Genomic DNA, 12,426 nt, shown 5'->3' with positions numbered 1-12,426 from the left:
GCCGTGCCGCGCCGGACGGGGCGGGCGGCGCCGGTGGTCCCCCGGCGCCCGCCCGGCCGGTTCCCGACGCCCCGCCCGGGCCCTAGCGGCTCCGGTTGTCCTGCGCGACGCTCTGGGCGCGGGCCCGTGCCTCCTGGGCGGAGAGTCCCGCGTCGCACACGATCGTCACCACGCTGCCGTCGTCCAGCGGCACGCGCCGCATCTCCACGCCCAGCAGTCCCGAGCGCTGCGGCTCATCCTCGGACATCAGAGCACCTCCTCGTCGACGGACCCCCAGGCTAGGCACGGATCGGGCGCGGCATCGGGGAACCGGCACTGCGGGTCACACGATCGAAGCCCGTCGCTGCGGCAGACGCCACCGCGTCAACCCGCCGCGCCGGTCGTCCGGAACCGGGCCCGGTACTCCGTCGGCGCCACGCCCAGCGCCTGCTGGAACGCCCGCCGCATGGACTCCGAAGAGCCGAACCCGGCCGCCCGCGCGACGCTCTCCACCGGGTCGCCGCCCCCTTCCAGCAGGGCGCGGGCCGCTTCGAGGCGCACCGATTCGACGTACTGTCCCGGCGTCATGCCCGTCTCGGCGCGGAACAGCCGCGTCAGGTGCCGGGGGCTCACCCCGGCGGTGCGGGCCAGGGTGTCGAGGCCGGGCGCGGCGCCCGGGTCGGCGCCCACGGCGTCCATCGCGGCGCGCACCGCGGGATGCCGGGCGGCGACCGGGCCGAGGCGGGCGCTGAACTGGGACTGTCCGCCCGGTCTCGCCATGAACACCACGAGTTCGCGGGCGACGTTCCTGGCCAGGGCGGCGCCGTGGTCCTCCTCGACGAGTGCGAGCGCCAGATCGATGCCGGCCGTCACGCCGGCGGAGGTGATCACCGGCCCGTCGCGGACGAACACGGGATCGTCGGCGACGGTCACCGCCGGATAGGCGGCGGCCAGTTCGGCGGCGAGCCGCCAGTGGGTGGCCGCGCGCCGCCCGTCGAGCACTCCGGCCTCCGCCAGCAGGAAGGCCCCCGCGCACACCGACGCGACCCGTCCGGCCCGGGCGGCCAGCCGGGAGGTGAAGGCGATCAGCGGCCGGTCGTCGACCGCGCGCCGCCAGTCGCCGCGGCCGGGCACGAGGACGGTGCCGAGCCGGGCCGGCAGGGTGTCCTCGGCGCCGTCGACGCCGATCCGGACGCCCGAGGAGGTGATGACGTCGGCGCCGTCCGGCGACACGACGCGGACGTCGTAGCCGGCGCCGTGGGCGTTGGCGGTGGTGAACACCTCGGCGGGCCCCGTCACGTCGAGCAGCTGCACCTGGTCGAAGGCGACGACGGCCACGCCGTGGCGGGCGGCGCCGGTCACTGGTCCCACGGCGAGTCGAGGATCGTCCGCACGAAGTCGCCGCGTTCGAAGCCGGGCACGTAGTGGGCGAGGACGTCGGCCTTCACGTTGCCGAAGGTGGTCTCCGGCTTCGGCGCGACGCCGTCGGTGAAGGCCGCGAGGATGCGCCGCTTGAAGTCCGGGCGCGGATGCAGGGACACCACCTCGGCGCGGTCGGCGGGCGCGAGGTCGTCGTAGCCGATGCCCAGGACGTCGTACTCGACCCCGGCAGTCACCAGGGCGATCTCCGGCTCCATGAAGGCGGGCACCCCGGGCGTCGTGTGCAGGGCGATCGCCGTCCACACCCGGCGCACGCTGTCGGACGGCACCTGCCGCGCCTCCAGGAAGCGCCGGGCCTCGTCGGCGCTGTCCACCTCGAAACGGCGGCCGCTGTCGTGGAACCGCGCGCCCAGGCCGAGGTCGTGGAAGAGGGACCCCACGTACAGGAGTTCGGGATCGTAGGAAAGGTCGCGGTGGCGGCCCTGGAGGGCTCCGAAGAAGAACACGCGCCGGGAGTGGTGGTAGATCAGTTCGCTGGTCGTGTCCCGGACCAGCTCCTCCGCCTCGCGGGCCAGCTTCGTGTCGGGCACCGGGATTCCCGCGACCGTGTTCCGCGTGCTGTTCACCCTGCTCACCTGGGCCTTTCTCCGTGGTCCGCCGCCCGCTCCCCGGGCCGACCCCTCCAGGATCCGCCCGTGCGGGCCGGGTCCGCCATGGCTGGAGGGCCGGGTGTCCCACAGATACGGACAGCGCCGCGCGGGCAGCTCGTCGTCTGCGGTGATCCTTCCCGCAGGGGGCAAAGAGGTGTGAATCCCGCATGCGGGGTAATGAGGCAGGACAGCCCGTCCGGTACGAAGGGAGACACACCCCATGACTCAGCAGAGCAATCCGAAGTACACGGTCCCCGGCCTCACGGTGGACCAGGCCGGAGAGCTGATCGAGATTCTCCAGATGCGCCTGCACGCGCTCAACGACCTGCATCTGACTCTGAAGCACGTCCACTGGAACGTCGTCGGTCCGCACTTCATCGCCGTACACGAGATGATCGACCCCCAGGTCGACCAGGTCCGCGCCATGGCCGACGACATCGCGGAGCGCGCCGCCGCCCTCGGCGGTGTCAGCCAGGGCACGCCCGGCGCGCTGGTGGCCGCCCGTACGTGGCAGGACTACAGCGTGGGCCGCGCCGACGCCATCGCCCACCTCGGGGCGCTCGACGTCGTCTACACCGGTGTCCTCGAAGACTTCCGCAAGGCGGTCGACATCGCCGGCGGGATCGACAAGGTCACGGAGGACCTGCTGATCGGGCAGCTGCGCGAGCTGGAGCAGTTCCAGTGGTTCGTGCGGGCCCACCTGGAGACGGCGGGCGGTTCGCTGCGCACCGGTTCGGCCGACACGGAAGCGGAAGCCGCCCGCAAGGCCGTCAACTAGCGCTCCAGCAGGGCACGTTCGCCAGTGAGACAGGTCACGTCGGGCAGCCGGAACGCGTGGACCGTGACAAACGGGGCACAGGAAGGTACGCCCCCCGAGCGAGAGCAGGTCCTTCCATGCTGATGCCCGACGCCGCGTTCGTCCGCACGCTGCTGAGCCGCTACGCCGATCTGCAGATGCGGCACTGCGAGCACCCCTCGCAGGAGCTGCGCTGGCAGCTCGACGACGTGACCTACACGCTGTGCGTCTGCACCGGGACCCGCACCATCCGCGACGCACTCGCCGCCGCCGACCGGGTCCTGGAGCAGGCCGCGGCCCGCGCCTCCGCCTCCGACGAGCCGCAGGCCGCGTGACCGACCGCACCACCCCACCTGTTTGAGCCGGGCCGGCGAGGGCATCCGGAGAGCGATCCCGCTCCCCGTGCCGCGGGATCCGATGAACCGGGGGCGCGTCCTGGGACGAGGACGCGCCCCCTTCGTCATGCCCGGCCACTTCGTCATGCCCGGCCACTTCGTCATGCCCGGCCACTTCGTCGTACCCGCCCCCCTCGTCGTACCCGCCCCCCTCGTCGTACCCGACCCCCTCGTCGTACCCGACCCCCTCGTCGTACCCGACCCCCTCGTCGTACCCGACCCCCTCGTCGTGCCGGGCCCCTTCGTCATCCCTGGCCACCGTGATCGGCGCCCCGTAGGGACTCCGCACGCGCACGCAAAAAAACCGGCCCATCGGCCGGCTCGGGTACAGCGTGGCGGCGTGGCCGCCCGACTCCGTCCGGGTGGAGGGAGGTCGAGCGGCCCGCTGCCGGTCAGACGCGTCCGCCGGTCAGGCGCGTGAACGGCCCCTGGCTGCCACGCTCGGCACGGCGTCCGACCGCGTAGGAACCCGCGACCAGGGCCGTGGCTCCGGCCGTGACACCGGCGGCGATGATCTTGCGGTTCTTGATCACGGTCCACGCGGTGGTGGCGGCCGAGACCGCCTGGCCCGCCGCCGACGTGACGGTCGAGCGGGCGCTGTCCAGGGCGGCGGTCGCCGTGGTCACGGCGCGGGCGCCCTCGCTGCCCGCCGTGCGCGCCGCGCGGCCCGCACCCGAACCGGCCGCCTCCGCCTTGGTCGCGGTCTTCTCCGCGGTCTTCTTCGCCGCCTTGGCCGCGGCCGGCTGGGCGGTCTTCGTGGTCCGTGCGGTGGTCTCTTCGTTGTCCTGTGTGTTCGCCATGGTGTGCGAATAGCCGGATCCGGCCGGGACAAACAGCGGGATCGCCCCGACAATCGCGCGGGCCCCGCATCGGGCTCGCATGGCGCGGCCCCGGCCGGTGGACGACGATGGGGCTCAGGCCGAAGCGAAGGAGCAGGCATGGCTCAGGACAACCCCGACTACCGTCCCGTGGTCTTCCGGGACAAGGCCGCCGGCTACGCGTTCTTGACCCGGTCCACGGCGCGGACGGACGCGACGATCGAGTGGGACGACGGGGAGACCTACCCCGTGGTCGACGTGGAGATCTCCGCGGAGAGCCACCCGTTCTACACGGGGAAGGCCCGCACCGTGGACACCGAGGGGCGCGTCGCGGCCTTCGAGCGGCGCTACGGCAAGGGCGAGGACTGACCGGCCACCCCCGGACTCATCCGCCCGGCGCCGTGGAGCGGCCCAGGTACCAGACCGGGCCCGGATCCGACACCGCCAACTGCCGGAAGCCCAGCCGGTCGTAGAACGCGCGGGCCGCCGTGTTCGCCCGCACCATGCACAGGTGGACGGCCGGAACCCCCCGCGCGTGCAGCGCGCCCAGCAGGGCCCGCATCAGCGCGCGGCCGTGCCCCCTGCCCTGCCAGGGCGGCAGCAGGTCGATGTGCAGGTGGGCGGGGAACGCGGCGAGTTCGTCCCTGACCATGCGTTCCGGAGTGTGCAGCAGCCCGATCATCTCCTCGCTGGGGGTGCGGGCCACGCCGTCCACCGGCGGGAAGCGGCCGGTCACCCGGGGCAGCCACTGGGCACGGAAGCGGGCGGCGAAATCGGCGGTGTCCGGCACCCCCAGCACATAGCCGACGGCGGCCCCCTCACCGTCGTCCAGGACGAAGGCGAAGTCGGGCTCCAGATGCACGTACGGGTAGGCGAAGAGGGTCGGCATCAGTTCGCGGTCGGGGTGGAGGGCCGACGAATCCCCTCCCTCATGGGCCGTCATGACACAGATGCGGGCCAGGGCCTCCCGGTCGGACGGCCGGTAGCGGCGGACGAACGGCGTGTTCCTCATGGCGCGCACCCTGCCACGGGTGGGAGCGCTCCCGCACCCCTGTTTCCCGGTGTCCCGGCTCCCCCGGCGGCGCGGACCCGCCGGGGGAGCCGCCCGCCACTCCGACGGACCACCCCCGGCGGTGCCCGGCCCCCGACCGGGTAGGGGTCACCCGCACCGCCCCCGTGATGATGAGGAGTCACCCGCATGCAGATCGATCTGACCGGACGGACCGCGCTGGTCACCGGCTCCACCCAAGGCATCGGCGCCGCGATCGCCACCGGACTCGCCCGGGCCGGGGCCCGGGTCGGCGTCAACGGCCGTACGCGGGAACGGGTCGAGGAGGCCATCGGCCGGATCGGCGCCGACGCCCCCGGCGCCGAACTGGTGCCGGTGGTGGCCGACGTCGCCTCCGACGAGGGCGTCCGGCAGGCCGCCGAGGCCCTGCCGCGGGTCGACATCCTCGTCAACAACCTCGGCATCTTCGACTCGGCCGACCCGCTGGAGATCAGCGACGAGGAGTGGCGCCGCTACTTCGAGGTGAACGTGCTGGCGGCGGTCCGGATGATCCGCCGGTATCTGCCGGGGATGACCGAGCGCGGCTGGGGCCGCGTGCAGAACATCGCCAGCGACTCGGCGGTGGTGATCCCCGCGGAGATGATCCATTACGGCATGTCCAAGACGGCGCTGCTCGCGGTCGGCCGGGGCTTCGCGAAGCAGGCGGCCGGGACCGGGGTGACCGTCAACTCGGTCATCGCGGGGCCCACCCACACCGGCGGCGTCGAGGACTTCGTCTACGGACTCGTCGACCGCGACCTGCCCTGGGACGAGGCCCAGCGCGCGTTCATGCGCGAGTACCGCCCGCAGTCGCTGCTGCAACGCCTGATCGAGCCCGAGGAGATCGCGAACATGGTCGTCTACCTCGCCTCCGACCAGGCGAGCGCCACCACGGGCGGCGCCCTGCGCGTGGACGGCGGTTACGTGGACTCGATCCTCCCGTAGGCCCCCCGGAGGGGGCGTGGCGTGGGTCAGTCGAGGAGGTCGGCGACCATCGCCGCGAACTCGTCCGGGGTGGCGAGCCGCACGCCGAGGCTCTCGGCCTTGGCCCGCTTGGCCCCCGCGCCCTCGCCCGCCACGAGGAGGCTGGTGTTCTTGGAGACGCTGCCCGACGCCTTGCCGCCGGCCCGCTCGATCAGCTCGTTCATCTGATTGCGGGAGAGCTGCTCCAGGGGCCCGGTCATCGCGCCCGTGACGACGACCTTCAGGCCCGCCAGCGGTCCCACGGCGGCGGCCCTTGCGTCCGGGTCGCCGGCGGGGGGCGGGGTGGCGCCGGGCTCGGTCATGCTCAGCCCGGCCGCGGCGAGCCGGTCGATCTGATCGGCCAGCCCCGCGAGTTCGGCGACGATGACCCGGGCCTTCTCGGCGCCGATGCCGTCGACCCGCTGCATCGCCTCCGCGTCCGCCGCCCGGATCCCGTCCATCGTGGCGAAGTACCGGGCGATGCGGCGGGACATGGAGCGGCCCGTCCCGCGCACGCCCAGGGCGCACAGGACCCGCGACAGCGGCTGCGCGCGGGCCGCCTCCAGGGCCGCCATCAGGTTGTCGGTGCTGGTCTCCCCCATCCGCTCCAGGCCGAGCAGCTGTGCGCGGGTCAGCCGGTCGAACAGGTCGGGCAGGCCGGTGACCAGGCCCGCCTCGACGAGCTGGACGACCCGGGTGTGCCCGAGGCCCTCGATGTCGAGCTGGTCGCGCCCGGCCGCGTACGCGATCGAGGCGACGAGGTGGCAGTCGCGGCCGCGCTCGCACCGCCAGCGCTGCTCGCCGGTGTCGATGCCCGAACCGCACTGCGGGCACGCGGAGGGGAAGACGATCTCCCGCTCCTCCCCGGTGCGCAGGTGGGCCACGGGCGCCTCGACGCGGGGGATGATGTCGCCCGCCTTGTAGACCATCACCCGGTCGCCGATGAGCAGCCCGCGACGGGTGATGTCGGCCGGGTTGTGCAGGGTGGCGTACGTGACGGTGGAGCCGTCGATCTCCACCGGCTCCAGGACGGCGCGCGGGGCGATGATGCCGGTGCGGCCCACGTTCCACTCGACGTCGAGCAGCCGGGTGATCTTCTCGACGGCCGGCAGTTTGAACGCGACGGCCCAGCGCGGCGCCCGGGTGCCGGAGCCCGCCGCGCGCTGGTCGGCGGCGAGGTCGGCCTTGACGACGATGCCGTCGATCCCGAACGGCAGGTCGGCGCGGAGCTCCGCGATCGCCGCGACCCGCTCCACGACCTCGGCCACGTCGGTGACGACGACGGCGGGCACCCGGGTGTCCGCCGGGGTGTGGACGCCCCAGGCGGCGGCCCGGTCCATGAGGGCGCCGTGCGCGGCCTCCTGGAGTGCGATGGCGAGGGCGGCGTCGGTGCCGGGCAGCGGCAGCAGTCCGTAGCCGAAGAAGGTCATCGGGACCGTGTAGGCCCGGTCCTTGGCGCGCAGGGTGCCGGCCGCGGCGTTGCGCGGGTTCGCGAACGGGTCGCCGCCGTGCCGGGTGCGCACGTCGTTGGCGTACTCGAACTGGGCTGCGGTCATGAGGATCTCGCCGCGCACCTCCAGCGTGACGGGCTCGGTGAGCCGGTCCGGCAGGCCCTCGACGGTGCCGATGGCGTGGGAGACGTCCTCGCCCGCCGTGCCGTCGCCGCGGGTGACGAGGCGGGCGAGCCGGCCCTGCTCGTAGCGAGCGGCGACGGCGAGGCCGTCCAGCTTCGGCGAAACGTTCCAGCTCGTCACCTCGCGGCCGATCCGGCGCTCCAGGGAGGCCGCCCAGGTGGTGAACTCCTCGCCCGAGAACACGTTGTCCAGGCTCAGCATGGGTACCGTGTGCGGGACGTCGCCCCCGACCGCGCCGCCCGCGACCTTGCCCGAGGGCGAGTCGGGCAGCACGTCGTCGGGATGCTCCGTCTCGTAGACGGTGATCGCCCGCACCAGCCGGTCGTAGGCGTCGTCGTCCAGGGCGGAGGTGCCGCCCTCGTAGTACGCGGCGGCGGCCCGGCGCGCGTCCTCCACGGCCCGGCCGTAGGCGGCGGGATCGGGCAGCGCGGGCAGGCCGGAGGGACCGGCGGAAGTCGTCGTCATGTGGTTCATCCTGCCTGGTGCCACTGACAATGACGGGTCGTCAGGCGAGGGACAGGTCCGCCTGTCGCGCGGCCGGGGCGAGCGCCGTCTCGCGGACGAGGGCGACGACGGCGATGTCGTCGGCGAGGTGGTGGGTCCAGTCGTGGACGTCCTCGTCGAGGTGGGTCACGAGGGCACCCGGCTCGGTGCCCCGCGCCGCCTCCAGACGCTCGGCGAGGGGGTAGAAGTCGCCGGAGGAGTTGCGGGCCTCGCTGAGTCCGTCGGTGTGCAGCACGAGCGTCTCGTCGGGGGCGAGGCCGACCGTGGCGGGCCGCGGATGGTCGTCGCCGAGGCCGCCGAAGCCGAGGGGCAGCAGGGCGGGGACGGCGATCTCGCGCACGGTCCGCCCGGACACGGCGAGGGGCGCGAGGTGGCCGCAGTTGACCACCTCCATCTCGTCGCCGGTGGCGCCGTGCTGGATCAGGACGGCGGTGGCGAACAGCTCCTCGTCGCCGCGGGCGCCCGCGGCGCGCACCAGTTGCCGGTCGAGGCGGGCGGCGAGTTCCCCGAGGTCCGTGACCTCGTGCGCCTGGCACCGGAAGGCGCCGAGGACGTCGGTGACGGTCTGGACGGCCTGCATGCCCTTGCCGCGGACGTCACCGACCAGGATGCGGGTGCCGAAGGGGGTGTCGACGGCTTCGAGGAAGTCGCCGCCGATCCCGGTGCCGGCGGTCGCCGGGCGGTACAGACCGGCCAGGCGCAGGCCGCCGAGCCGGGACGGTATCGGGTGCAGCACGGCGTGCTGGAGCGCGCCCGCCGCCTGTTCGGTGCGGGCGTGCCGTTCGGTCTGCTGGCGGCGCAGGAGCGTCAGGGCGCCGGCGAGGACGCCGATGGCGAGGGCGGTGACGACGGTCCCGGGCCGCTGCGCCACCTCTTCTCCCGCGAAGCCGCGGATGAGCAGGTGCTCCAGACCGGCCACTCCCGCGACGGCGAGGGCGACGGCGGGCCGGCCGACGACGAGGGCGGCGGCCGCCACGACGACGACGGCGACCCACAGCAGTTCGCTCGTGTCGGAGGGGGTCGGCGCGGTGCGCAGTACGGAGGTCGCGGGCATGGCCTGGGCCGCGGCCATGCCGAGGACCACCGCGGTCGGGTGGAGGGCGGAGAAGGCGCCGAGGCGGGAGTGCGGCAGGGCGGCGAGGAAGCCCGCCATCTGCGGGGTCTGGGCGGTCATGATGCCGAAGCCGACCAGGGCGGCCAGGGCGGAGCAGGTGACGGTCGCCGGGCCCGCGCCCCTCGGGACGGTGTGCAGCAGGGCCAGGCCGACCGCCGCGAGGGGCAGCCCGAGGGAGCAGCCGGTCAGCGGGGTGAAGGCGGTGCGCCGGGCGAGCAGGCAGGCGGCGGCGCCGCCGAGGCCGAACGCGGACACGGCGAGGACGCCCTGGGCGAGGGTGCCGCCGTCCGCCCTCACCAGTGCGGGCAGGGCGATGGCGACGACGACCTGGGTGAAGCCGACGACGACCCCGGCGGCGAGCGCCGTGCCGGGCTGGCGCAGCGGGGTGGCGGTCAGGCAGCGGCGGCTGTGGGAGCAGAGCAGGCCGACGGCGACCGCGGCGGGCGCCGCGACGAGGAGCGCCAGGACCCAGGGGTCGGACCAGCCGCGCACGGGCGCGAGGTAGAGGCCGGTGATCAGCAGCACCGCCGCGCCGAGGCAGCCGGAGAACAGGACGTCGAGGCGGGTCGAGGTGCCGGAGACGACGGTCTCGGGCACGATCCGCAGCACGGCGACGACGCCCGCGACGGCGATCAGGGCGAAGGCGAGGGAGACGGTCCGCCAGCCCAGGGTGGAGACGAGGGGGGCGGCCACGTTGCTGGCGCCCAGGAACACCAGGGTCATGACCGCGAGCCAGGTGCCCATGATCGGGCGCAGCCGGCCGGGCAGCGACAGGGACGGCACGAAGGCCAGGCAGGTCACGAAGATCGCGGAGGCGGCCATGGTCACCAGGACGCGGCCGGCGATGTAGGCGGAGGGCTGGGCGACGAACGCGACGAACAGGCAGCCGGTGCCGAACGCGGCGGTCGCCCAGACCAGCACCCTGCGGCGGCCCAGCCGGTCGCCCGCGCGGCCCGTGACGAAGAGGGCCACGGTGCCGCCGACGGCGCCGAGCACCTCGCCGGTGGCCATCGCCTCCCGGCTCACGCCGAGGTCCTGGACGATCGCGGGGCTCGCGGCGGCGCGCAGGACGGGTCCGATCACGTACAGGGCCGCCAGTGCGGCGAGCAGGGCGTACACCCGCTTCGGTGCCCGGCCCGGCGGGCCGTCCCGCGCCGGTCTGCCGGGTCCGCGCGGGACCGTTCCGGGGAGCGCCGTGTCGCCCGCCACCAAATCGCCTCTTCCTCTCCTCGCGCCCTCCCCGGTCGCTCGTCCCCTGGTCGTGCGTCCCTCTTGCCGTACGGATCGGGGATGCCCATCTTTATGGCGACATATTCACCCGAATAAGTTTTGAGGGCTAAAGTCATGGGCGGTACGGGCGAAGGGCCCGGGGCGGCTTCGTATCCTGCCCCCGTGTTCACCCCGCCCCAGGACGCCACGTTGCGGCAGGTCCTCGCCCATGACGAGGACGGCCTGCTGCGTCTCGTCCTCGCCCCGTCCGAGCCCGACGCGCCGGTGCGCGGGGTGCTGATCGGCGACGAGGACGAGGACACGCCGCACGAGGGGTGCGTGGTGCTCGCGGCGGGGCTCACACGGGACCCGGCCGCCGCGGCGCGCCGGGTGCGCGAGCTGGCCGGACGGGGCGCGACCGCTCTCGTCCTGCGGGACACGGGCGGCGCACCGCCCCCGGCCGAGATCGTCGCGGCCGCGCGGGAGACCGGCCTCGCCCTCCTGGTCCGGGCCGGGTGGGCCGACTGGGCGGACGCCGTCGAGCTGGTCCGCTCCGCCTGCGCGTTCGCGGCCCTCGGCAGCGCGGACCCGCCGGTGGGGGACATCGCGGGCGGCGGGCTCGCCGTGCTGGCCGCCGAGACCGCCCGGCACTGCGGTGCCTCGATCACCGTCGAGGACACCCGGTTCCGGGTCCTCGCGCACTCCGCGACCGGCCCCGGCGCCGACTCCGTGCGCCGCTCGACGATCCTCGGCGGGAAGGTCCCCGACTGGCGGGTGGCGGAGCTGCGGCGGGCCGGGCTGCTGCACGCCCTGTGGAGTTCGCGCGACGTCATCCACCGCGCCGCGCACGGCGAGGACCCGGAGCGGCTCCTCGTCGCGGTCCGCGACGGCGGGGAGATGCTCGGCTCGATCTGGGCGGCGGCGGACGGCGACGGCGGTTTCCCGCCCGAGGCGCCCGAGGCGCTGCGCCGCGCCGCCGAGGTCGCCGTGCCGTACCTGCTCCGGCACCGGCTGCGGGCCGGCTCCGAGCCGCGCCGCGAGCAGCACGCCGTGCGCGGGCTGCTGTCCGGCGAGGGCGACCGGCGCTCCCACCTGTGGTCGCTCGGGTTCGGCGAGCGGACGCCCTGCGCGGTGGTCGTCGCCGAGCAGGAGGGATCCGCGGGGCCCTTCCCCGAGCGCGTCCTCCAGGCCCTCGCGCTGCGGGCCAGGGCCCACCGGAACGGCACCCGGTACCTGCGCGAGCACCACCGGCTCACGGTGCTGGTCCCGGTCCCCGACGGCCGGGACCGGGATCCGGCGGCGCTCGCCCGGGACCTCGCCGCGCTGGCCGCCGCGATGCCGGACGCCCCGGTCGTGCGGGTCGGCGCGGGCCCGGTCGTGGCCTCGCCGCTGGACGCCGCCGTGTCGGCCGAGGAGGCCCGGCTGGTCGTGCGGGCCCTGCGGGAGCGCGCGGCGCGCGCCGATCGCGCCGACGGCGAGCCGCCGCGGCACGCGGGCCCCGCGGACGTCCGGCAGGGTGTCGCGGTGCTCCGGGTCCTGGACGCGGTCCGGCCGCTGTGGGAGCGGCACGGCGGTCCCGTGCACGACCTGGTCGCCGCCGACCTCGCCGCCGGCGGCGACCTGGTCCGCTCGCTGACGGCCTACCTGGACGCGGCGGGCGACGTCCCCCGCGCGGCGCGGCGCCTGATGCTGCACCCCAACACGCTGCGGTACCGGCTCAAGCGGGTGCGGGAGCGGTTCGGCCTCGATCTCGACGATCCGGACACCCGGCTGATCGTCACGCTCGCGGTGCGGCTCGCCGCCCCGGACGACGGGCCGGAGCGCGCGGGGAGGTGAGCCGGTACGTGGCGGTGCTCGGAGCGGCGCACAAAAGAAGCCGCCTGTTTTGGACCGGCGCACGAAGACGGACCCGCGCCCCGGCGGCGAGGCTCGGAGC

Annotated in this window: 12 protein-coding genes; 5 read left to right on the top strand and 7 right to left on the bottom strand. The window is 74.8% G+C overall.

Going from position 1 to position 12,426, the window contains the following annotated elements; translation table 11 throughout:
* Positions 1–82 precede the first annotated feature (82 nt).
* The 3 genes from ACIP5K_RS27575 to ACIP5K_RS27565 all read right to left on the bottom strand — a co-directional run bounded on the left by ACIP5K_RS27575 (position 83) and on the right by ACIP5K_RS27565 (position 1,985).
* Complete coding sequence (locus tag ACIP5K_RS27575) at positions 83–247, bottom strand: hypothetical protein (protein ID WP_401413736.1); 165 nt, start codon at positions 245–247, stop codon at positions 83–85.
* 116 nt (positions 248–363) lie between these two features.
* Complete coding sequence (locus tag ACIP5K_RS27570; protein WP_401413734.1) at positions 364–1,350, bottom strand: GlxA family transcriptional regulator; 987 nt, start codon at positions 1,348–1,350, stop codon at positions 364–366.
* Positions 1,338–1,985, bottom strand: a complete 648-nt coding sequence (locus ACIP5K_RS27565; RefSeq protein ID WP_401413732.1) for an HD domain-containing protein — start codon at positions 1,983–1,985, stop codon at positions 1,338–1,340. Before ACIP5K_RS27565 ends, ACIP5K_RS27570 begins: the two co-directional genes overlap by 13 nt.
* Before the next feature lie 244 nt (positions 1,986–2,229).
* On the opposite strand from ACIP5K_RS27565, the gene ACIP5K_RS27560 reads away from it, so the two are divergent.
* On the top strand, positions 2,230–2,787 hold the full coding sequence (locus ACIP5K_RS27560; protein WP_401413730.1) for a Dps family protein: 558 nt from the start codon (positions 2,230–2,232) through the stop codon (positions 2,785–2,787).
* Positions 2,788–2,903: 116 nt separating this feature from the next.
* A complete protein-coding gene (locus ACIP5K_RS27555; RefSeq protein ID WP_401413729.1) occupies positions 2,904–3,140 on the top strand; it encodes a DUF5133 domain-containing protein in 237 nt (78 codons plus the stop codon).
* Positions 3,141–3,592: 452 nt separating this feature from the next.
* Here ACIP5K_RS27555 and ACIP5K_RS27550 read toward each other — a convergent pair whose 3' ends face one another.
* A complete protein-coding gene (locus ACIP5K_RS27550) occupies positions 3,593–4,000 on the bottom strand; it encodes a hypothetical protein (RefSeq protein ID WP_401413727.1) in 408 nt (135 codons plus the stop codon).
* 138 nt (positions 4,001–4,138) lie between these two features.
* Between ACIP5K_RS27550 and ACIP5K_RS27545 the strand changes: the two genes are divergently transcribed.
* Complete coding sequence (locus tag ACIP5K_RS27545; protein WP_401413725.1) at positions 4,139–4,387, top strand: type B 50S ribosomal protein L31; 249 nt, start codon at positions 4,139–4,141, stop codon at positions 4,385–4,387.
* A 16-nt stretch (positions 4,388–4,403) separates the two neighbouring features.
* Here ACIP5K_RS27545 and ACIP5K_RS27540 read toward each other — a convergent pair whose 3' ends face one another.
* Entirely contained in the window at positions 4,404–5,030 is a 627-nt protein-coding gene (locus tag ACIP5K_RS27540; protein WP_401413723.1) for a GNAT family N-acetyltransferase, read from the bottom strand.
* A 186-nt stretch (positions 5,031–5,216) separates the two neighbouring features.
* Here ACIP5K_RS27540 and ACIP5K_RS27535 point away from each other — a divergent pair, with 186 nt between their 5' ends.
* Positions 5,217–6,011: an SDR family NAD(P)-dependent oxidoreductase gene (locus tag ACIP5K_RS27535; protein WP_401413721.1), complete on the top strand. Its 795-nt coding sequence runs from the start codon at positions 5,217–5,219 to the stop codon at positions 6,009–6,011.
* A 26-nt stretch (positions 6,012–6,037) separates the two neighbouring features.
* Here the strand turns inward: ACIP5K_RS27535 and ligA are convergent, their stop codons facing one another.
* Both ligA and ACIP5K_RS27525 read right to left on the bottom strand, forming a co-directional pair.
* The gene (ligA, locus tag ACIP5K_RS27530) at positions 6,038–8,137 is read right to left on the bottom strand and encodes an NAD-dependent DNA ligase LigA (RefSeq protein WP_401413718.1); all 2,100 of its coding nucleotides are present in this window, start codon (positions 8,135–8,137) and stop codon (positions 6,038–6,040) included.
* A gap of 31 nt (positions 8,138–8,168) precedes the next feature.
* Positions 8,169–10,490, bottom strand: coding sequence for an MFS transporter (locus tag ACIP5K_RS27525; RefSeq protein ID WP_401413716.1), 2,322 nt, complete (start codon positions 10,488–10,490; stop codon positions 8,169–8,171).
* Positions 10,491–10,673: 183 nt separating this feature from the next.
* Here ACIP5K_RS27525 and ACIP5K_RS27520 point away from each other — a divergent pair, with 183 nt between their 5' ends.
* Positions 10,674–12,326, top strand: coding sequence for a helix-turn-helix domain-containing protein (locus ACIP5K_RS27520; RefSeq protein WP_401413714.1), 1,653 nt, complete (start codon positions 10,674–10,676; stop codon positions 12,324–12,326).
* Positions 12,327–12,426 lie beyond the last annotated feature (100 nt).

Origin of the sequence: Streptomyces sp. NPDC088785, from assembly GCF_044750685.1 — a bacterium.
In the GTDB taxonomy this organism is placed as follows: domain Bacteria; phylum Actinomycetota; class Actinomycetes; order Streptomycetales; family Streptomycetaceae; genus Streptomyces.
Note: the sequence above shows the minus strand (reverse complement) of the source record. Positions and strands in the feature narration are given on the sequence as shown.

Excerpts from the sequence above, each read along its gene's own strand:
- ligA (WP_401413718.1), bottom strand. The coding sequence starts at position 8,137 with ATGAACCACATGACGACGACTTCCGCCGGTCCCTCCGGCCTGCCCGCG.
- ACIP5K_RS27560 (WP_401413730.1), top strand. The coding sequence starts at position 2,230 with ATGACTCAGCAGAGCAATCCGAAGTACACGGTCCCCGGCCTCACGGTG.
- ACIP5K_RS27535 (WP_401413721.1), top strand. The coding sequence starts at position 5,217 with ATGCAGATCGATCTGACCGGACGGACCGCGCTGGTCACCGGCTCCACC.
- ACIP5K_RS27555 (WP_401413729.1), top strand. The coding sequence starts at position 2,904 with ATGCTGATGCCCGACGCCGCGTTCGTCCGCACGCTGCTGAGCCGCTAC.
- ACIP5K_RS27540 (WP_401413723.1), bottom strand. The coding sequence starts at position 5,030 with ATGAGGAACACGCCGTTCGTCCGCCGCTACCGGCCGTCCGACCGGGAG.
- ACIP5K_RS27545 (WP_401413725.1), top strand. The coding sequence starts at position 4,139 with ATGGCTCAGGACAACCCCGACTACCGTCCCGTGGTCTTCCGGGACAAG.
- ACIP5K_RS27575 (WP_401413736.1), bottom strand. The coding sequence starts at position 247 with ATGTCCGAGGATGAGCCGCAGCGCTCGGGACTGCTGGGCGTGGAGATG.
- ACIP5K_RS27550 (WP_401413727.1), bottom strand. The coding sequence starts at position 4,000 with ATGGCGAACACACAGGACAACGAAGAGACCACCGCACGGACCACGAAG.